At 59.0% G+C, this 20,050-nt stretch carries 11 protein-coding genes, 6 tRNA genes and 3 rRNA genes; 12 read left to right on the plus strand and 8 right to left on the minus strand.

Translation table 11 applies throughout. The annotated features are described in order from the left end of the window. Positions 1-66: 66 nt before the first annotated feature. From BI347_RS24770 to BI347_RS06015, 3 genes are all read right to left on the minus strand, one after another. Complete coding sequence (locus tag BI347_RS24770) at positions 67-192, minus strand: VOC family protein (RefSeq protein ID WP_275637122.1); 126 nt, start codon at positions 190-192, stop codon at positions 67-69. Continuing rightward, on the minus strand, positions 189-413 hold the full coding sequence (locus BI347_RS24530; RefSeq protein WP_239690829.1) for a VOC family protein: 225 nt from the start codon (positions 411-413) through the stop codon (positions 189-191). The genes BI347_RS24770 and BI347_RS24530 overlap by 4 nt, the downstream gene beginning before the upstream one ends. Before the next feature lie 103 nt (positions 414-516). Continuing rightward, positions 517-1,782 carry a cytochrome-c peroxidase gene (locus BI347_RS06015; RefSeq protein ID WP_071115502.1) on the minus strand — a complete coding sequence of 422 codons (1,266 nt, stop codon included), beginning with the start codon at positions 1,780-1,782 and terminating at the stop codon, positions 517-519. 177 nt (positions 1,783-1,959) lie between these two features. Between BI347_RS06015 and BI347_RS06020 the strand changes: the two genes are divergently transcribed. Both BI347_RS06020 and BI347_RS06025 read left to right on the plus strand, forming a co-directional pair. Then, positions 1,960-4,071 (plus strand): acid phosphatase, encoded by a 2,112-nt coding sequence (locus BI347_RS06020; RefSeq protein ID WP_071113749.1) that lies wholly within the window; start codon positions 1,960-1,962, stop codon positions 4,069-4,071. 129 nt (positions 4,072-4,200) lie between these two features. After that, positions 4,201-5,613, plus strand: a complete 1,413-nt coding sequence (locus BI347_RS06025) for a DHA2 family efflux MFS transporter permease subunit (protein ID WP_239690830.1) — start codon at positions 4,201-4,203, stop codon at positions 5,611-5,613. Positions 5,614-5,704: 91 nt separating this feature from the next. Here the strand turns inward: BI347_RS06025 and BI347_RS06030 are convergent. The 4 genes from BI347_RS06030 to BI347_RS06045 all read right to left on the minus strand — a co-directional run bounded on the left by BI347_RS06030 (position 5,705) and on the right by BI347_RS06045 (position 6,216). Next, positions 5,705-5,791, minus strand: a tRNA-Leu gene (locus BI347_RS06030). A gap of 57 nt (positions 5,792-5,848) precedes the next feature. Then, positions 5,849-5,935: transfer RNA gene (locus BI347_RS06035), tRNA-Leu, on the minus strand. A 57-nt stretch (positions 5,936-5,992) separates the two neighbouring features. Further along, positions 5,993-6,079: transfer RNA gene (locus BI347_RS06040), tRNA-Leu, on the minus strand. A 50-nt stretch (positions 6,080-6,129) separates the two neighbouring features. Continuing rightward, positions 6,130-6,216, minus strand: a tRNA-Leu gene (locus BI347_RS06045). Positions 6,217-6,288: 72 nt separating this feature from the next. On the opposite strand from BI347_RS06045, the gene rnr reads away from it, so the two are divergent. The 7 genes from rnr (at position 6,289) to BI347_RS06080 (ending at position 15,946) form a co-directional block, all read left to right on the plus strand. Beyond that, a complete protein-coding gene (rnr, locus tag BI347_RS06050) occupies positions 6,289-9,024 on the plus strand; it encodes a ribonuclease R (RefSeq protein WP_071115503.1) in 2,736 nt (911 codons plus the stop codon). A gap of 441 nt (positions 9,025-9,465) precedes the next feature. Further along, positions 9,466-11,001: ribosomal RNA gene (locus tag BI347_RS06055) — 16S ribosomal RNA — on the plus strand. Positions 11,002-11,083: 82 nt separating this feature from the next. Then, positions 11,084-11,160: transfer RNA gene (locus BI347_RS06060), tRNA-Ile, on the plus strand. 118 nt (positions 11,161-11,278) lie between these two features. After that, positions 11,279-11,354 (plus strand) — tRNA-Ala (locus BI347_RS06065). A 256-nt stretch (positions 11,355-11,610) separates the two neighbouring features. Next, positions 11,611-14,506: ribosomal RNA gene (locus BI347_RS06070) — 23S ribosomal RNA — on the plus strand. Positions 14,507-14,636: 130 nt separating this feature from the next. Then, positions 14,637-14,751 (plus strand): 5S ribosomal RNA (gene rrf, locus BI347_RS06075). Together the 16S, 23S and 5S rRNA genes with 2 tRNA genes alongside form the textbook arrangement of a ribosomal RNA operon. 148 nt (positions 14,752-14,899) lie before the next feature. Next, positions 14,900-15,946, plus strand: coding sequence for an oxidoreductase (locus tag BI347_RS06080; protein WP_071115504.1), 1,047 nt, complete (start codon positions 14,900-14,902; stop codon positions 15,944-15,946). Here BI347_RS06080 and BI347_RS23470 read toward each other — a convergent pair. Further along, entirely contained in the window at positions 15,943-16,500 is a 558-nt protein-coding gene (locus BI347_RS23470) for a hypothetical protein (protein WP_139167180.1), read from the minus strand. The genes BI347_RS06080 and BI347_RS23470 overlap by 4 nt on opposite strands. A gap of 28 nt (positions 16,501-16,528) precedes the next feature. On the opposite strand from BI347_RS23470, the gene BI347_RS06090 reads away from it, so the two are divergent. From BI347_RS06090 to BI347_RS06100, 3 genes are all read left to right on the plus strand, one after another. Continuing rightward, entirely contained in the window at positions 16,529-17,269 is a 741-nt protein-coding gene (locus BI347_RS06090; protein ID WP_071111043.1) for an acetoacetate decarboxylase, read from the plus strand. A gap of 120 nt (positions 17,270-17,389) precedes the next feature. After that, positions 17,390-17,680, plus strand: a complete 291-nt coding sequence (locus BI347_RS06095; RefSeq protein WP_071115506.1) for a glycine zipper domain-containing protein — start codon at positions 17,390-17,392, stop codon at positions 17,678-17,680. A gap of 351 nt (positions 17,681-18,031) precedes the next feature. Continuing rightward, a complete protein-coding gene (locus BI347_RS06100) occupies positions 18,032-20,011 on the plus strand; it encodes a methyl-accepting chemotaxis protein (protein ID WP_071115507.1) in 1,980 nt (659 codons plus the stop codon). Positions 20,012-20,050 lie beyond the last annotated feature (39 nt).

Here is a 20,050-nt window from a genome sequence, read left to right on the forward strand (position 1 = left end):
AGCCCACCGCGATGCGGTGGGCTTTTTTTGTCAGCCTGCGTCATCTGGCATGGCTTGCCGACGGCGCTATTCGTGCTGCAGGATGTTGACGAGTTTTTCCAGCGGATCGCGGACGAAGAAGCGCCGCACGCCCCACGGTTCGCTGGTGGGACCGTATTCGACGGCGATGCCGGCCTGAAGGACCCGCGTCAAAGCCTGCTCCAGATCACCTCGACCGACAGCTCCGGCACCGGCGCGCCGGAGCCGCCTTCGCTGGCCAAGCTGAGCTGCGCCTGCATTGAGGCAGCGGCTGCGTAGGTGCGAATCCAGCCATGGTCCATGACGACGTTCAGGCCCAGGATGCCACGGTAGAACGCGTCAGCGCGTTCCGGGTCCGCGGCGGCGATATTGGCGACGATGCGCTGCACTTGCATGGGGCCTCCCGAAGGATTTCATGTGAACGATATACGCACATCATGGATTGAATCCGCAGCTTGCCGCCCGGCCTCTAATGGCGATGCCGGACGGGCGCTGGCCTCAGCCGCGTCGTCCCGGCTTGTAGCCATCGTTCAGCGTTTTCAGGAAGACCAGCATGTCGACGATGTCGCGCTCGTTGAAGGCTGGTTTGCCGCCGGGCTTGCCGCCAAACGGCGCTTCCATGTTGACGTTGCCCTGGTAGCGCGCCGGCAGATCGTCGAACTTGGCCGTCTTGCCATCCTTGCCCTTCGGATACCATTTTTCCGGCTTCACGTCGCGTTCGGCGTAGAAGCGCAGCACCTGGCGCAGGTCGTGGAAGGCGCCGTTATGGAAGAACACCTTGCGGGTGGCGACATTGCGCAGGCCGGGCGTGCGGAACAGGCCGCAGTAATCGTCGCGGGTCTTGAAGTCGGTGCGGTAGGGGCCGCACAGGCCCAGGTCGTAGTAACGGCTATTGCTGTTGGCGGCGATGGCCGGATTGCGCGGCGCGCCGACGGCGATGTGGCCGTAGTCGCTGAAGAAGGGGAAGGCTCCGCTTTCGCTGCGCTGGCTGAGGTGGCAGGAGGCGCAGTTGCCCTTGTCCGGATCGTTGAAGATTTTCAGGCCGCGCATTTCCTGGGCGGACAGCTTGACCTGTCCGCGCAGGTAGAAATCGTATTTGCTGTCGTAGGGGTAGAACTCCTGAGGATTTTGCTGGAACACCTCCAGCGCCAGCACCGCCTTGTCGAAAGTCTGTTTGGGCTGTTGGAAGATGTCCTGGCCGAACAGCTGCCGGAATGCGGGCGCATGGGCGGAGGCCTGTAGTTTCCTCGCGACTTCTTCCGGACTGCCGTTGGCCATTTCGTTGGCGGCCAGCAGCGGCAACGCCGCCTGATTGTGGGTATAGTCGGCGCGGCCATCCCAGGTGAAGCCGCCGGTGGGGCCGGCGTCTTCACTGTCGTTGCCGTCGTTGTCATGGAAGTGCTCGCTGAAGGGCGGCACGTTCTGCAGATAGCGCAGGGATGGCACGGTGCGCGTCCCCGGCTGTTTACCGTCCTTGCCGCCCAGTTGAACCGCCAGTCCATTGGGCGGGCCATAGGCATGGGCCGGGCTGTGGCAGGTGGCGCAGGACATCTGGCCGGAGGCGGATAGCGAGCGGTCGAAGAACAATTGCCGGCCCAGCGCCTCCAGCTGCCTGGCGGAGGGGGGATGGGCGCCGGGCGCATAGCTGGCGTCGCTGTAGGCGGGTTTGCCGGGGCTTGCCGCGTGGGAGGCGGTGGCGGCGATCGCCAGGGTGCCGGCGGCGATCAGACTGAGGGTCAAAACCCAAGGGGTGGCAACGTGCATGGCATGGACAAGGGAAGTGAGTTGGCGGCGACTGTAATGCACGAAAATGACAGAAATATGAAAAATGGCGACGGGATTTATACCCAGCATGCCTTGAAAAAAATTAACAGAATGTAAATGGAGTGTAACATTCCATGGTGATAATCCGCGCTTCCCTCCATTTCTAGGAAATGCGCAATGAACCGCCTGACCTGTAGCTTGGCGCTGACGCTGATCAGCGCCGCCGTGTTGAGTGCCTGTGGCAGTTCTTCCTCTTCCGCCAATGCCACCAGCGGCGTCGTCACCGGCAGCTATTTCCGCCATGCCAAGGTCTGCCTGGATGTGAACGGCAATGGCCATTGCGATGCGGGCGAGCCGAGCACGTATACCGATAATGACGGCGCATTCAAATTGATTGGCAGCGGCGGGGTGGTGGTGGAGGTGGGCGTCGACGCCACCCGTTACGACCCCGATACCAATACCGCCGCAGCCGTGACCCAGCCGCTGGTATTCCGCGCCCCGGCTGGCAGCGGCAATGTGGTGGTCAGCTCGCTCACCACTGAAGTGGCCGACCTGATGGACAATAACGGCGGCGACCTGAACGCCGCGCGCAACGCGGTGGCGGACCGCCTGGGCGTGCCGGCCGACAAGGTGATGGCCGATCACAACAAGGAAACCGATCCGGACATCAAAGCCACGCTGAAAGCGGCGATCAACCAGAACATCGACGCGATCGCCGACGCGGTGAAGGAAGCCGGCATGAGCGGCGACATCAAGACCAGCCTGCACAAGCGCATGGCGCTGAGCGATATCAAGAACGTGGTGGTGATCTACGCGGAGAACCGCGGCTTCGACAACCTGTACGGGCTGTTTCCCGGCGCCAACGGCATTCCGGGCGTGAATCCGGCGTCCCGAGGCCAGTATGTGCCGCAGAAGGACTTCGACAATTCGGCGCTGCCGGTCCTGCCGCCGACCTGGGGCGGCCTGACCGCCGCCGGCCAGACGGTGACGCTGAACCAGGCGCAGACCATGAATTTCGCCAACAAGCCGTTCCAGATCGATGACGCCAATGGCCTGAACGGCACCGGCGTGGTGGTTCCGCAATCGGTGGTGACGCGCGATCTGGTGCATCGCTTCTATAACAACCAGATGCAGATCGACGGCGGCGCCAACGACAAGTTCGCCGCCTACACCGATGCCGGCGGCCTGACCATGGGCTACTACGACGGCAGCAAGATGTCGATGTGGAATCTGGCCCAGCAGTACACGCTGGCGGACAACTTCTTCATGGGCGCTTTCGGCGGCTCCTTCCTCAATCACCAATACCTGATCTGCGGCTGCGCGCCGGAATATCCGAATGCCGACACCTCGCCGGCCAAGGGCAGCATCTCCGCGATCGACACCGACGCCAAGGGCAACTTCATCCGGCTGACGCCGGCCGTCAATACCCCGGCGTCGGTGCTTTCCGGCACGGCCAAGTATCTGAACGACGGCAACCTGACGCCGAAGGACGGCGCAGGCAAGTATTACGCGGTGAATACCATGCAGCCGCCGTTTCAGCCCAGCGGCAACGCGCCCACGGCCGACAAGCCGCAGTATGCCGACCCGAGCAAGGCCACCACGCTGCCGGCCCAGAGCCAGGCGACCATCGCCGACCGTCTGGATGCCAGGCAGATCAGTTGGGCCTGGTACGCCGGCGGCTGGGCGGCGTCGCTGTCCGATCGCGGCAACATTTATAATGGCAGCCAGCCCAACTTCCAAGCTCATCATCAGCCCTTCAACTACTTTGCCTCTTTTGATCCGGTGGCGCAGGCAGGCTACCGCAGCGCGCATTTGAAAGATTTCGACCAGAGCTTCCTAGCGGATGCCGCGGCCGGAAAATTGCCGCAGGTGGCGTTCTACAAGCCGCAGGGCAATCTCAACCAGCACTCCGGCTATGCCAGCGTGGCCGATGGCGACGCCCACATCGCAGCGGTGGTCGCCAAGCTGCAGCAGAGTCCGCAATGGAAGAACATGATGGTGGTGGTCACCTATGACGAAAACGGCGGTTTCTACGATCATGCGCAAGTGCCGAAGGGCGATCGCTGGGGGCCGGGCACCCGCATTCCTGCGATCCTGATCTCGCCGTTCGCCAAGAGGGGCTATGTCGATCACACCCAGTACGATACCGGCTCTATCCTGCGCTTCCTGACCCGGCGCTTCGGCTTGAAATCGCTGCCGGGCGTGGCGGCCCGCGATGCTTCGCTGGTGAAGAACGGCGGCCAGCCTATGGGCGACTTCACCACCGCCTTGTCGTTCGGCAATAAATAAGATCGGCAGAATATTCGTCAGCCACCCGGCAGACCGGGTGGCTTTTCGTTTTCTGTCAGTACGGTTCGGCTCGGCGGCTGGCGATGGCCAGTGGTAAACTGCATGCCCCGCCATCATCAGTTCCCCGTCATGCAGTTGAAAATCGCTCCCGGCATGCTGACGCCGTTGATTGTCGCCACCGCCCTGTTCATGGAAAACATGGACGCCACCGTCATCTCTACCTCCTTGCCGGCCATCGCCCAGGATCTGGCTGTCGATCCCATCTCGCTGAAGCTGGCGTTGACGTCCTATCTAGTCAGCCTGGCAGTGTTCATCCCGGTCAGCGGCTGGATGGCCGACCGTTTCGGCGCGCGCCGCATTTTCCGTTCGGCCATCGTGGTGTTCATGCTGGGCTCGCTGCTGTGCGCGGTGACCAGCACCCTGCATGGCTTCGTGGCGGCGCGCTTCCTGCAGGGCATAGGCGGCGCGATGATGGTGCCGGTCGGCCGGCTGGTGATTCTGCGCACCATAGACAAGGCGGATCTGGTGCGGGCGCTCAGCTATCTCACCGTGCCGGCGCTGCTGGGGCCAGTGATCGGCCCGCCGCTGGGCGGCTTCATCAGCACCTATTTCCACTGGCGCTGGATTTTCCTGATCAATATCCCGATTGGCCTGCTGGGGTTGGTTTTGGCCGGGCGATTCATCGCCAATCTGAAAGAGGACGATGTGCCCAGGCTGGACGTGTCCGGCTTCGCTTTGACCGGGGCCGGCTTGTCGATGCTGATGCTGGGGTTGGCCTCGGAGGGCAAGCACATGCTGTCGGCCACTGCCTCCGTCTGGCTCACCGGATTGGGCGCGGTGTTGTTGCTGGCCTATCTCTGGCATTACCGCCGCCAGCAGCATCCGCTACTGGATTTGTCCCTGTTGCGTTTGTCCACTTTCAATGCTGGCGTGGTGGGCGGCTTCATGTTCCGGGTGGGCATCGGCACCATTCCCTTCCTGCTGCCGCTGATGTTGCAATTAGGCTTCGGCTTTTCGCCATTTGAATCCGGCCTGCTGACCTGTTCCACGGCGATGGGGGCGATAGGCATGAAGACGGTGGTGGCCAGGGTGCTGCAGCGTTTCGGCTTCCGCCGCGTGCTGGTGCTCAACAGTATCCTGGCAGGGTGTTCGGTGGCGGTGTATGCGCTGTTCAAGGCGGACACGTCGCATTGGATATTGCTGATGGTGTTTGTTCTGGGCGGTTGCCTGCGTTCGCTGCAATTCACCAGCCTCAACGCCATTACCTTCGCCGATGTCGACAAGGATAGGCTGAGCCATGCCACTAGCCTGTCCAGCGTGGCGCAGCAACTGGCGGCTGGGATGGGGGTGACGGTGGGGGCATTTGCCTTGCAGGCCGCGTCCTGGCTGCAAGGCCATCAGCAGCTGATGGCCGGCGATTTCGGCGATGCCTTCCTGTTCATGGGCAGCCTGACGGCTTTGTCCAGCCTGCTGTTCCTGCGGTTGGAACGCGATGCCGGCCAGCAGGTGTCGGCCGGCCATGAGGGCGGTGAGGGGAAGTAGGCAAGATCGGAAGGCTGGCCTGAGCCGGCTTTTTTCTTGATGAGAATGGACGCAAAAAAGCCGCTGATCAGAGATCAGCGGCTTTTTTATTTGGTGCCCAAGAGAAGACTCGAACTTCCACACCCTTGCGGGCGCTAGGACCTGAACCTAGTGCGTCTACCAATTCCGCCACCTGGGCAAAGCAAATTGTCTACAGCCGGCCAGTAGCAGTTGTACTAACCTTAATGAATTGTGTTGGTGCCCAAGAGAAGACTCGAACTTCCACACCCTTGCGGGCGCTAGGACCTGAACCTAGTGCGTCTACCAATTCCGCCACCTGGGCAACAAAGATACTGCCAGCCGATACCAAGGTACCAGCCTTGAAACTTTAAAACCTGTTTGGTGCCCAAGAGAAGACTCGAACTTCCACACCCTTGCGGGCGCTAGGACCTGAACCTAGTGCGTCTACCAATTCCGCCACCTGGGCCAACCAGATTTTTATGATGCCAGCAAAGCAACGCGCTTACAATAGTAAGATGGTGCCCAAGAGAAGACTCGAACTTCCACACCCTTGCGGGCGCTAGGACCTGAACCTAGTGCGTCTACCAATTCCGCCACCTGGGCTTCGCTTTACTGTATCATCTGTTGCATAGCTGCAACGAGATGCGAATTATAGACATAATATTGAGGGTGTCAATGGCTCAACCGCAAAAAAAACAAAAAAAACTTTCCCTGAGAGACCAGGATCCTTTTCTGGAACGGGAAAAACTTAAATATTCCAATCCCTTGCCTAGCCGTGAATTCGTCATGCAAATTCTCGCCGAGCAAGGGGTTCCGCTGTTTCCGGATGAATTGGCGCAAATGTTGTCGATTCATCAAGATGAGATCATTTATTTCGAGCGCCGTCTGCGTGCAATGGAGCGCGACGGTGAAGTCATCATCAACCGCAAGGGCGCGGTTTGCGTCGCCCAGAAGCTAGACCTGGTCCGTTGCAAGGTTTCTGGCCACCGCGACGGTTTTGGTTTTGCCGTGCCTGACGAAGGCGAGGGTAGTGGCAGCGATATCTTCCTGCCCGAGCGCGAGATGAAGAAGGTTATGCATGGCGACCGAGTCATGGTGCGGCCGTCGGGCGTGGACCGGCGTGGCCGGCAGGAAGGGAAGATCGTCGAGGTGCTGGAGCACGCGGTCAGCCGTCTGGTGGGCCGCATCCAGCGCGAGCGCGGCGTGTGGGTGGTGCGTCCGGAAGACAAGCGCATCAATCACGACATCCTGATCGAGCCGGGCGGCGAAGCCGGCGCCAAGGACGGTCAGGTGGTGATGGTGGAAATCCTGCAGCAGCCGGACGCCTTCCGCCAGCCGATAGGCCAGGTGAGCGAGGTGCTGGGCAATTACGCCGATCCCGGGATGGAGATCGAGATCGCGTTGCGCAAGCACGATCTGCCGCACCGCTTCCCGGACGAAGCGCTGGTCCAGGCCAAGGACACGCCGAGGAAGGTGCGTAAAAAAGACTGGGCCAAGGACCGAGTCGATCTGCGCGATCTGCCATTGGTTACCATCGATGGCGAAACCGCGCGCGATTTCGACGACGCGGTGTATGCGCAGAAGCAAGGCAAGGGCTTCCGCTTGGTGGTGGCCATCGCTGACGTCAGCTTCTATGTGCAGCCGGGCGACGCGCTCGACCAGGAGGCGCTCAACCGCGGCACTTCGGTCTATTTCCCGCGCCGGGTCATTCCGATGCTGCCGGAGGCGCTGTCCAACGGCATCTGTTCGCTCAATCCGGATGTGGAGCGGATGTGCGTGGTCTGTGACATGCAGATCAACAGCAAGGGCGAAGTGAAGAAGTACCAGTTCTATCCGGCGGTGATGCAGTCCAAGGCCAGGCTGACATACAACCAAGTATGGGACTGGCTGCAGAACGGCAGCGACCATCCGATGCTGCCGGATATCAAGGCTTTGTACGCGCTGTTCAAGGTGCTGTTGGCTGCGCGCGGCAAGCGCGGCGCCATCGAGTTCGACTCCACCGAAACCCAGATGATCTTCAACGACAACGGCAAGATCGACCGCATCGTGCCGGTGGTGCGCAACGATGCGCACCGGTTGATTGAGGAATGCATGCTGGCGGCCAACGTCTGCTCGGCCGATTTCCTGCTGAAGAGCGGCCATAAGGCGTTGTACCGCGTGCATGAGGGGCCGACGCCGGAGAAACTGGAAAACCTGCGCACCTATCTGCGCCTGGTCGGCCTGACCCTGAGTGGCGAAGACAAGCCCAGCGCGAAGGACTACGCCAAGCTGGCGGAACAGATCCATGGCCGTCCCGACGCGCCGGTGCTGCAGACCATGCTGCTGCGCTCGATGCAGCAAGCGGTCTATACGCCGGACAACAACGGCCACTTCGGCCTGGCTTACGAGGCTTATACCCACTTCACTTCGCCGATCCGTCGTTACCCCGATCTGCTGGTGCATCGGGCGATCAAGGCGGTGCTGAAGAGCGAAAAATACAAGCCGGGCAAATGGTCGGCTTTGGGCGTGCATTGCTCGATGGCCGAGCGGCGCGCCGACGACGCCAGCCGCGACGTGGAGTCCTGGCTGAAAACCTACTATATGCGCGACAAGGTCGGCGAGATCTTCCACGGCAAGATCAGCGCGGTCACCAGCTTTGGCGTGTTCGTGCTGCTGGATGACGTCTATGCCGAGGGGTTGGTGCATATTTCCGAGCTGGGCAAGGACTACTTCCACTTCAAGAAGGATATCCAGGCGATTGTCGGTGAGAAGAGCGGTATGCAGTACCGCCTGGGCGATCCGCTGACGGTCAAGGTGATGAGCGCCAATCTTGAAAGCGCGCAGGTCGATTTTGCCCTGGTTAAGGAGTCGTCTCCTGTGGCGGAAGGAGGGGAAGCACAGTCCGCTCCCGCCAAGCCGGCCCACCGTGACAGTCGATCGCGATCAACTGCAAGATCCGGACGCGAGGCCAAGCCCCAGTTGCGGACTCAGCCTCAAGTCGAGGCGAGTCGTCAGGTGGCCAAGCCTCAAGCGACAGCCAAGCCTCAAGCGACAGCCAAGCCTCAAGCGACAGCCAAGCCTCAAGCGACAGCCAAGCCTCAAGCGACAGCCAAGCCTCAAGCGACAGCCAAGCCTCAAGCGACAGCCAAGCCTCAAGTGGCGGCCAAACCTCAAGTGGCGGCCAAACCGCCTGTTGCGGAAAACACTGCGCAGGATGTGGTGGCGCCGGAAGGCAAGCCGGCAGGGCTGCCTAACGCACCCAGAGGGCGGACGCGCAGCCGCGCCAAGCCGGCGGTTTCGGAGCCGATTGCCCCGGCGTCAACTCCGCAAGGTCAGCGCCGTCAGCCGGCAACGCCTGCCGATGATGCTCAGCCCGTTGCGCGCAAGCGGCGGAATCCCAGAAACGCCAACAAGGGCGGGAGCGAGGAGTAGTCAGATCATATCTATATTAAAGGTATAAGAAAGCCGGCCTGAGCGTGATGTTCGGGCCGGCTTTTTTTGGAGAGGAGGGTGGCTTTGTCGTGCGTTTGATGATGAGATGAACATGGATTGAAAATTCTTTCCAGCCCAGTTTCATTGCACATCAATGACTTGGGTGGGTGGGTGCCGGTTTTTTGCATTTCATCCGGCAAAAGGTGTTGACGAGGATAGGGCGCGGCGGTATAGTTCGCCTCCTCAGCTGACGCAGCGAACGAAACAAGCCGAACGAAACAGGTTCCGGCGGTGTTCGAAGCGGCCGGCACTGCTCTTTAACAGAACGAATAACCGATAGGTGTAAGTGCTTGGCGAAAGCCAAAAACTTGCACTGCAAGAGACAAGAAATACTTGTTTTATTTCTTTGAACTTGCGTGCCAGAAAATTTGCTATGAGATTGAACTGAAGAGTTTGATCCTGGCTCAGATTGAACGCTGGCGGCATGCTTTACACATGCAAGTCGAACGGTAACAGGGAGCTTGCTCCGCTGACGAGTGGCGAACGGGTGAGTAACGCATCGGAATGTACCGTGTAATGGGGGATAGCTCGGCGAAAGCCGGATTAATACCGCATACGCCCTGAGGGGGAAAGTGGGGGACCGTAAGGCCTCACGTTATACGAGCAGCCGATGTCTGATTAGCTAGTTGGTGAGGTAAGAGCTCACCAAGGCGACGATCAGTAGCGGGTCTGAGAGGATGATCCGCCACACTGGGACTGAGACACGGCCCAGACTCCTACGGGAGGCAGCAGTGGGGAATTTTGGACAATGGGCGCAAGCCTGATCCAGCCATGCCGCGTGTCTGAAGAAGGCCTTCGGGTTGTAAAGGACTTTTGTTCGGGAGGAAATCCCGCTGGTTAATACCTGGCGGGGATGACAGTACCGGAAGAATAAGCACCGGCTAACTACGTGCCAGCAGCCGCGGTAATACGTAGGGTGCAAGCGTTAATCGGAATTACTGGGCGTAAAGCGTGCGCAGGCGGTTTTGCAAGTCTGATGTGAAAGCCCCGGGCTCAACCTGGGAACGGCATTGGAGACTGCAAGACTAGAGTGCGTCAGAGGGGGGTAGAATTCCGCGTGTAGCAGTGAAATGCGTAGAGATGCGGAGGAATACCGATGGCGAAGGCAGCCCCCTGGGATGACACTGACGCTCATGCACGAAAGCGTGGGGAGCAAACAGGATTAGATACCCTGGTAGTCCACGCCCTAAACGATGTCAATTAGCTGTTGGGGGTTTGAATCCTTGGTAGCGTAGCTAACGCGTGAAATTGACCGCCTGGGGAGTACGGCCGCAAGGTTAAAACTCAAAGGAATTGACGGGGACCCGCACAAGCGGTGGATGATGTGGATTAATTCGATGCAACGCGAAAAACCTTACCTGCTCTTGACATGTACGGAACTTGCCAGAGATGGCTTGGTGCCCGAAAGGGAGCCGTAACACAGGTGCTGCATGGCTGTCGTCAGCTCGTGTCGTGAGATGTTGGGTTAAGTCCCGCAACGAGCGCAACCCTTGTCATTAGTTGCCATCATTAAGTTGGGCACTCTAATGAGACTGCCGGTGACAAACCGGAGGAAGGTGGGGATGACGTCAAGTCCTCATGGCCCTTATGAGCAGGGCTTCACACGTCATACAATGGTCGGTACAGAGGGTCGCTAAGCCGCGAGGTGGTGCCAATCTCATAAAACCGATCGTAGTCCGGATCGCACTCTGCAACTCGAGTGCGTGAAGTCGGAATCGCTAGTAATCGCAGATCAGCATGCTGCGGTGAATACGTTCCCGGGTCTTGTACACACCGCCCGTCACACCATGGGAGTGAGTTTCACCAGAAGTGGGTAGGCTAACCGCAAGGAGGCCGCTTACCACGGTGGGATTCATGACTGGGGTGAAGTCGTAACAAGGTAGCCGTAGGGGAACCTGCGGCTGGATCACCTCCTTTCTAGAGAAGGCGATCGTCAAGTACTTACAGCCTATCGGTTATTCAAGTTAAGGGCATGGCGGCGGAAGCCGTCGAGTCAACTGGGTTTGTAGCTCAGCTGGTTAGAGCACTGTGTTGATAACGCAGGGGTCGTAGGTTCGAGTCCTACCAGACCCACCAGTATGTATCTGGGTGATCTGAACTGGCACCCGGAGATAAAGCCGAAAGACAAGGCGCGAAGAAGCGACGTGTGCGGATGCACACGAGCGACTGAGCAACGCGGTATTTCGGATTTAGAGGGGGATTAGCTCAGTTGGGAGAGCACCTGCTTTGCAAGCAGGGGGTCGTCGGTTCGATCCCGTCATCCTCCACCACAACTCAAACACAAGCGAACTCGGAAGAGTTTGGTTCTGTTTGCGTTGTAATTTTAACGCCCGATCTTTAACAAACTGAAGAAGCCGAATATATAAGACGGCGAAATGAAAGCGTAGAGTTAATTCTGTACGCGGACAAATCGTCATCTTGGGTATTTGATTGTATCTAAGGCTGCGTCGCCATATCAAAAGGGGCGGTGCAGTCGTCGCGCAAACACGCTCTGTCATGAAGTGACGTAGGTTACTGAAATGATAGGGTCAAGCGACTAAGTGCATCTGGTGGATGCCTTGGCGATCACAGGCGATGAAGGACGTGTAAGCCTGCGAAAAGCGTGGGGGAGCTGGCAATAGAGCTTTGATCCCACGATATCCGAATGGGGAAACCCGGCCCTTAGGGGTCATCCCGTGCTGAATACATAGGCACGAGGAAGCGAACTCAGCGAACTGAAACATCTAAGTAGCTGAAGGAAAAGAAATCAACCGAGATTCCGTAAGTAGTGGCGAGCGAACGCGGAACAGCCTGTATGTGATAGAGATTGAGTTAGTGGAAGGTTCATGGAAAGGACCGCCGTAGTGGGTGATAGCCCCGTACACGAAAACGCATTCTTGGTACTAAGCATACGAAAAGTAGGGCGGGACACGCGAAATCCTGTTTGAAGATGGGGGGACCATCCTCCAAGGCTAAATACTCGTGATCGACCGATAGTGAACCAGTACCGTGAGGGAAAGGCGAAAAGAACCCCGGGAGGGGAGTGAAATAGAACCTGAAACCGGATGCATACAAACAGTGGGAGCGGACTTGTTCCGTGACTGCGTACCTTTTGTATAATGGGTCAGCGACTTACATTCAGTGGCAAGCTTAACCGAATAGGGGAGGCGTAGGGAAACCGAGTCCGAATAGGGCGAATCAGTCGCTGGGTGTAGACCCGAAACCGAGTGATCTATCCATGGCCAGGATGAAGGTGCGGTAACACGCACTGGAGGTCCGAACCCACTAGTGTTGCAAAACTAGGGGATGAGCTGTGGATAGGGGTGAAAGGCTAAACAAACTCGGAGATAGCTGGTTCTCCCCGAAAACTATTTAGGTAGTGCCTCATGTATCACTTCCGGGGGTAAAGCACTGTTATGGCTAGGGGGTCATTGCGATTTACCAAACCATGGCAAACTCTGAATACCGGAAAGTGCCAGCATGGGAGACAGACAGTGGGTGCTAACGTCCATTGTCAAGAGGGAAACAACCCAGACCGCCAGCTAAGGTCCCAAATGATCAGTTAAGTGGTAAACGAAGTGGGAAGGCATAGACAGCCAGGATGTTGGCTTAGAAGCAGCCATCATTTAAAGAAAGCGTAATAGCTCACTGGTCGAGTCGTCCTGCGCGGAAGATGTAACGGGGCTCAAACTGATAACCGAAGCTGCGGATGGGCACAGTCAAATGTGTCCGTGGTAGGGGAGCGTTCTGTAGGTCTGTGAAGGTGTGTCGAGAGGCATGCTGGAGATATCAGAAGTGCGAATGCTGACATGAGTAGCGATAAAGCGGGTGAAAAGCCCGCTCGCCGAAAGCCCAAGGTTTCCTACGCAACGTTCATCGGCGTAGGGTGAGTCGGCCCCTAAGGCGAGGCTGAAAAGCGTAGTCGATGGGAAACGGGTTAAAATTCCCGTACTTTTGTGTAGTGCGATGTGGGGACGGAGAAGGTTAGGTCAGCAGACTGTTGGAATAGTCTGTTCAAGCCGGTAGGTGTGAAGAGTAGGCAAATCCGCTCTTCTTTAACACCGAGACGTGATAACGAGGGTCTACGGACCTGAAGTGACTGATACCACGCTTCCAGGAAAAGCCACTAAGCTTCAGCTACACAAGAACCGTACCGCAAACCGACACAGGTGGGCAGGATGAGAATTCTAAGGCGCTTGAGAGAACTCAGGAGAAGGAACTCGGCAAATTGATACCGTAACTTCGGGAGAAGGTATGCCTGTTGTGGTGTAAGACTTCGCGTCTGAAGCTATGACAGGTCGCAGAGAATCGGTGGCTGCGACTGTTTAACAAAAACACAGCACTGTGCCAACACGAAAGTGGACGTATACGGTGTGACGCCTGCCCGGTGCCGGAAGGTTAAGTGATGGGGTGCAAGCTCTTGATCGAAGCCCCGGTAAACGGCGGCCGTAACTATAACGGTCCTAAGGTAGCGAAATTCCTTGTCGGGTAAGTTCCGACCCGCACGAATGGCGTAACGATGGCCACACTGTCTCCTCCTGAGACTCAGCGAAGTTGAAGTGTTTGTGAAGATGCAATCTACCCGCTGCTAGACGGAAAGACCCCGTGAACCTTTACTGTAGCTTTGCATTGGACTTTGAAGTGGTTTGTGTAGGATAGGTGGGAGGCTATGAAGCCTGGACGCTAGTTCAGGTGGAGCCAACCTTGAAATACCACCCTGACCCCTTTGAGGTTCTAACCTTGGTCCGTGATCCGGATTGGGGACAGTGCATGGTAGGCAGTTTGACTGGGGCGGTCTCCTCCCAAAGTGTAACGGAGGAGTTCGAAGGTTACCTAGGTACGGTCGGAAATCGTGCTGATAGTGCAATGGCAAAAGGTAGCTTAACTGCGAGACCGACAAGTCGAGCAGGTGCGAAAGCAGGACATAGTGATCCGGTGGTTCTGTATGGAAGGGCCATCGCTCAACGGATAAAAGGTACTCCGGGGATAACAGGCTGATACCGCCCAAGAGTTCACATCGACGGCGGTGTTTGGCACCTCGATGTCGGCTCATCACATCCTGGGGCTGTAGCCGGTCCCAAGGGTATGGCTGTTCGCCATTTAAAGTGGTACGTGAGCTGGGTTCAAAACGTCGTGAGACAGTTTGGTCCCTATCTGCAGTGGGCGTTGGAAGTTTGACGGGGGCTGCTCCTAGTACGAGAGGACCGGAGTGGACGAACCTCTGGTGTACCGGTTGTCACGCCAGTGGCATCGCCGGGTAGCTAAGTTCGGAAGAGATAACCGCTGAAAGCATCTAAGCGGGAAACTCGCCTGAAGATGAGACTTCCCTGGAGGCTAGACCTCCCTGAAGAGTCGTTCGAGACCAGGACGTTGATAGGTCGGGTGTGGAAGCGCTGTGAGGCGTGAAGCTAACCGATACTAATTGCTCGTGAGGCTTGATCCTATCATTTGAGTGGCTTGGGAAACTGAGTGACGAAGATGGAGTGTGAGTGCGACACAATTGAGTACCCGAAAAAATATTCAGAACGCGTTGAGAGACGAGTTCAGGCTTCTTGAGTTTGTACCAGTTTATGTCTGGTGGCCATAGCGAGGTGGTCCCACGCCTTCCCATCCCGAACAGGACCGTGAAACGCCTTAGCGCCGATGATAGTGTGGCATTCGCCATGTGAAAGTAGGACACCGCCAGACGCCCGATAGCGGAACCCCAGCTCAATGAGCTGGGGTTTTTGCGTTTGGCGCGCCGGATGAGTTTGTTGAAACCCCATGGACCGATTCCATGGGGTTTTTGCGTTTCAGTCGGTAGTCGTATCATGATGGTTTGTCATGGGAGACGATGATGTTTGATCGATTATTGAGAGTGGGGCTGCTGGGCTTTGGCTATGCGGGGGCGACATTTCATGCGCCACTGCTGGTCGCGACACCTGGCGTCAAGTTGATGGCAGTGGCCTCGAGCAGGCCTGAACTGGTCCGGAGCGCCTTGTCGGAGGTTCGGGTTTTTCCATCGCCGGAGGAGCTGTTGACCGGCTCGGATGTGGATCTGGTCGTGATCGCCACGCCAAACGACAGTCATTTTCCATTGGCTCGGGCGGCGCTGTTGGCCGGCAAACATGTTGTGGTGGACAAGCCGTTCACCGTGCGGGCGGATGAGGCGGGTCAGTTGGCTGCGCAGGCCGAGCAAGCCGGCTTGCTGCTGTCGGTGTTTCATAATCGCCGTTGGGATGCCGATTTCCTCACGGTGCAAAAGTTGTTGGCGGAGGGCGCGTTGGGACGGGTGACGCATTTCGAGTCGCATTTCGACCGCTACCGGCCCCAGGTACGCGAACGTTGGCGCGAGTCGGCCCAGGCTGGCGCCGGCTTGTGGTATGACCTGGGGCCGCATTTGCTGGATCAGGCGCTGCGACTTTTTGGCGCCCCGCTGGCCATGATGCTGGAGCGAGCGGCATTGCGCGACGGCGCGCAAGCCGACGATTGGTTTCATGCCCAATTGCGCTATGCCGACAAGCGGGTGATTCTGCATGCCAGCGCTTTGGTGGCGGATGCCGGCCCGCGTTTCGCGATTCACGGCACCGGCGGCAGCTTCACCAAATACGGACTGGATCCGCAGGAAGACGCGTTGAAGGCCGGTGGCCGGCCAGGTCAGGCGGAATGGGGGCGGGATGCCACGTCCGGACGCTTGCTGCTCGCCGGAAGCGAGCCGGTGGAGTATCCCGGAGAGACTGGAGATTACACCCGCTACTATGCCGGAGTGCGCGATGCGATCCTGGATGGCGCCGCCAATCCGGTGGCGGCGCGAGAGGCCTGGCAGGTGATGGTTTTACTGGAACTTGGGCTGGAAAGCGCTGCCCAACAGTCCTGGAAGACCGTGATGCAGCCTTTGGCCTAGCCTTTGCTCTTGTCTTTGCCGCGGCCGCTTTTTCCGTTGCCGTCCGCTTCGGGCGAGGCTTGCTGCGCAGGGGCGATTTCGGTCAGCAGTTGCTCCAGCAGCTTGCTGCGCGAGCTGATGTGGTGGTCGAAGCGCCAGTCTTTCAGCAGGTCTATGGCGACATCAAAGTAGCGCATGTCGATGTCGTACAGTTGGCTCAGATCGAAAGAGCGGCCCATCTCCAGCGAGGAGGCCAATTCCTTCAGTACCTGCATCTGCTGCGGGTCATGGCCTTCTTCGATGAAGCGGCGGATTTTTTTGGCGGCGTTCATATGCGGTCCTGTGTGCTCGGCTATTGGGCATGTCCAATGGTTGGCAATGCATCCGTTATGATGGGCGGCGACGTCGGCTGCGTCAATTTTCCTTTCATGCTCTTCATTGCCGCTTTGCGAACGGAATAACTGCGGCAAAGCGGCATATCCGTCTGGCAATTCTGCGTATTGAGCCGGATTTCCATCTGGAATATGTTGAGTCAGCTCAATATAAATCAGTAATTTGTCGTTGCATGTTGTCATTCTTCGTGTTTTTCAAGGAGTTTTCTCTATGAAGCCGGAAGAAGTGCGTCGTCGTGCCTTTGCCATGCCCTTGACCAGCCCGGCCTTTCCGCCGGGGCCTTACCGCTTCTGCGATCGGGAATATATGGTCATTACCTATCGTACCGATCCCGAAGCCATCCAGGCGATATTGCCGGAGCCGCTGCAGGCGGATGGGGCGATCGTGAAGTATGAGTTCATCCGCATGCCCGATTCGACTGGTTTCGGCGACTACTCCGAGAGCGGCCAGGTGATTCCAGTGACCTTCCATGGCACGCGTGGCAGCTATGTCCATTCGATGTACCTGGATGATTTGCCGCCGATTGCCGGCGGGAGGGAGCTGTGGGGGTTTCCGAAGAAGGCCGGCAAGCCGCGGCTGGAGGTGCAGCGCGACACCTTGATCGGCAGCCTGGATTTCGGGCCGCTGCGCATCGCCACCGGCACCATGGGCTACAAGTATGAGACGCTGGATCATGCGGCATTGCAAACCAGCATGGCAGAGCCCAATTTCCTATTGAAGATCATTCCCCATGTGGATGGCACGCCGCGGATCTGCGAGCTGGTGCGTTATTACACCAGCGATGTCACCATCAAGGGCGCATGGAGCTCTCCCGGCGCGCTGGAGCTACATCCGCACGCATTGGCGCCGGTGGCGCAGTTGCCGGTGCTGGAGGTGCTGTCGGCGCATCATTTCATTTGCGACCTGACGCTGGATCTGGGATCGGTGGCATTCGACTATCTGCAGCAATAGCCGATGCCGGGGTGGATGGTGCCATGTAAATAAATGTGAATAATCGCTAACATTTAGATACAGACGAACTGGCGGGGCAGCCTTTATGCTCTGGCTTCAACTTTCAGGCGAGTGTACGAAATGAAGTCGAGCATTCTGATGTTTGCCATCGGGCTGGCGCTGTCTGCTGGGGCCGCCCTTGCGGATACCACCACTAATACCATCGTCGGAGGCGCGCTGGGCGGTGCGGCTGGCGCGGCGATTGGCCATTCGGTAGGAGGCCGCGATGGCGCGATCATCGGCGGTGCGCTCGGCGGCGGCGCCGGCGCTGCCATCGGCAATGGTTATGGCAAGTCCGACCGGCGCGAAGCAGCCAGCGATAGGCGCGCTTATCGCTGCAAGCACAGGCATCGCCGCCGGCATTGCCGATAAGCGCTTGCCGCCTCAGTCCGTCCCCCTTTGAAAAACGCCCGGTTTCCGGGCGTTTTTTGCACGGATGTACTAGTAATAGTACTGATGCGGATCATTGTTTTATCGTCCGCCCATGGGGGTGGAGCATGCCGTCATCCGTCTGATTTCAACTGCAGGACGGGGCGGAGCGGGATGCTGTGGCCGATGAGCCGGTTTACGGCTTGCTTGCTCGTCTTGGCCGTGTTTTCGGCATGCTTGCGCGGCAGTCCGCCAAACCTTGGCGTTGGCGGCCGGGATTGTCGTCATCGGATGTTTCCGGCGCGTCGCTTGCGGCCGCCAGCCTCACGTCCGATCCGCCTGGGAGGCTGAATCATGTTGTCGCGCCTGTCGCTGGCCAGCAAACTGTTGCTGCTGATCATTCCCTTCTCCCTTGTCCTGATCCTGCTGGCTGCGGTGCTGGCCATGGGCAGGCTGCGCACGCTGGACGAGTTGCGGCAATCGGACCAGCTGATCAGCCTGGCCGGCAGCGCCAGCCAGTTGATTCACGACCTGCAGACCGAGCGGGGGCTGACCAATGGCTTCCTGAGCGGCAAGGCGGCATCGCCGCCGGATGCGCTGATTCAGGCCCAGGCCCAAAGCGACAAGGATGTGGCAGGTTTCCGCCTGCAGGCGGATAGCCTGGCAGGTTCGGCGCTGGGCGCGGATGCGGCGGGGACCGCGCGAGCGCTGGAGGCGGTGCCGGGGTTGCGCAAGCAGACCGGCAACCGGACGATTGCGGCGGCGGACGCTTTCGCCGTTTATTCCGCGCGGATCGACGGATTGATCGCCATGATCGCTCATCTGGCTCAGGCCAATGACGATGGCGATTTGCTGCGCAGCACGGCGGCGTTGCTCAGCTTGCAATGCGAAAAGGAATTCGCCGGACGCGAGCGCGGTTTTGTCAACGGCGTGCTGAGCGGCGCCGGCTTCAATCAGGCCAGCCTGACCCAGGCGGCCGGCTTGGCGGCGCGGCAGCAGGCTTGCGAGGGACAGTTCAAGTTGATGGCATCGGCGGCGCTGCGCAGCCAAATGGAGGCCCTGGACCAGGGGGCGGAAACCCAGGCGGTGCTGGCGTTGCGCGGCAAATTGTTGCAACAGCCGCTGGGACAAGCGCCGGGTGTGACGGCATCGGACTGGTTTCAGGCAGCCACCGCGCGGATCGCGGCATTGAAGGCCTTGCAGGACCAGCTGCTGCAGGACCTGTCGCAGCAGGTGGCGCGCAAGGTGGAGCAGGCGCGGACCGATCTGGAGCTGACTCTGGGTGGTTCGGGAGCGGTGATCCTGCTGCTGGGCGCGATGGGCTGGCTAATCTATCGCAGCGTGCATGGGCCGGTGCGCTTGCTCGAACGGATGATGACTTCGATGAGCCGGGATCTGGACCTGGGGCCGCGCGCCGGCATCCGCGGATCGGACGAGGTGGCACGGATGGGGCAGGCTTTTGACCACCTGGTGGAGGCCTTCGCCCAGACGCTGAACCAGGTGAAAAACAATGCGCATCAGGTGGTAGACGCAGCCAGCGCCATGCTGGACATCTCGCGACGCGCGTCGGAGGCTGCGACTTCGCAAAGCGAGTCCGCCGCCCAAATCGCGGCGGCGGTGGAGCAGATGACCGCCGGGATCGAGTCGGTATCGGACAATACCCGCCTGTCGCTGACGGTGGCGCGGCAGATGCAGGGCAGCGTCACCGACGGCCGCGAGCGGATGCAGGACACAGCCTCGGCCATCAGTCAGACCGCCGCGGTGCTGGACGACGCCGGCAGCCGCATCGAGACCTTGCAGCAAAAGTCGGAAGACATCCGCTCCATCATCACGGCGATCCGGGAAATCGCCGATCAGACCAACCTGCTGGCGCTGAACGCCGCCATTGAAGCGGCGCGCGCCGGCGAGATGGGGCGCGGTTTCGCGGTGGTGGCGGACGAAGTGCGCAAACTGGCCGAGCGCACCGGCAAGGAGACGCTGGACATCACCACGCTGATCGAGGATATCCGCGATGAAACCCGGACCGCCGCCCTGCATATGCAAGAGGCCAGGCAGCGGATGGAGTCGGGCTTGAAGATGGTGGGCCTCACGGTGGAGGATCTTAACCATATCCATGGCGAGGCGGCGGAGGCCGCCAGCAAGAGCCATGGCACGGCGGCGGCGATGGCCGAGCAAAGCCAGGCCAGCACCGAGGTGGCCAACAATATCTGCGTGATCGCCTCGTTGGCCGAAGACAACTCCGGCATGGTCAAGGAGGTCGCGACGCTGTCGATGAGCTTGAACCGCTCGGCTTCGGAGCTGGCGGCGCTGGTGGACCGTTTCCGTCACGCCTGACGGGCTGACTGCGATGAATGGAAAAACGGCCTTCGCGTG

Origin of the sequence: Chromobacterium sphagni (assembly GCF_001855575.1) — a bacterium.
GTDB lineage: Bacteria > Pseudomonadota > Gammaproteobacteria > Burkholderiales > Chromobacteriaceae > Chromobacterium > Chromobacterium sphagni.

What these genes read in the sequence shown, in the direction of transcription:
- BI347_RS06095 (WP_071115506.1), top strand. Translation starts at nt 17,390, where the DNA reads ATGAAGTCGAGCATTCTGATGTTTGCCATCGGGCTGGCGCTGTCTGCT.
- BI347_RS06025 (WP_239690830.1), top strand. Translation starts at nt 4,201, where the DNA reads ATGCAGTTGAAAATCGCTCCCGGCATGCTGACGCCGTTGATTGTCGCC.
- BI347_RS06090 (WP_071111043.1), top strand. Translation starts at nt 16,529, where the DNA reads ATGAAGCCGGAAGAAGTGCGTCGTCGTGCCTTTGCCATGCCCTTGACC.
- BI347_RS06080 (WP_071115504.1), top strand. Translation starts at nt 14,900, where the DNA reads ATGTTTGATCGATTATTGAGAGTGGGGCTGCTGGGCTTTGGCTATGCG.
- BI347_RS24530 (WP_239690829.1), bottom strand. Translation starts at nt 413, where the DNA reads ATGCAAGTGCAGCGCATCGTCGCCAATATCGCCGCCGCGGACCCGGAA.
- BI347_RS06020 (WP_071113749.1), top strand. Translation starts at nt 1,960, where the DNA reads ATGAACCGCCTGACCTGTAGCTTGGCGCTGACGCTGATCAGCGCCGCC.
- BI347_RS23470 (WP_139167180.1), bottom strand. Translation starts at nt 16,500, where the DNA reads ATGACAACATGCAACGACAAATTACTGATTTATATTGAGCTGACTCAA.
- BI347_RS06100 (WP_071115507.1), top strand. Translation starts at nt 18,032, where the DNA reads ATGTTGTCGCGCCTGTCGCTGGCCAGCAAACTGTTGCTGCTGATCATT.
- rnr (WP_071115503.1), top strand. Translation starts at nt 6,289, where the DNA reads ATGGCTCAACCGCAAAAAAAACAAAAAAAACTTTCCCTGAGAGACCAG.
- BI347_RS06015 (WP_071115502.1), bottom strand. Translation starts at nt 1,782, where the DNA reads ATGCACGTTGCCACCCCTTGGGTTTTGACCCTCAGTCTGATCGCCGCC.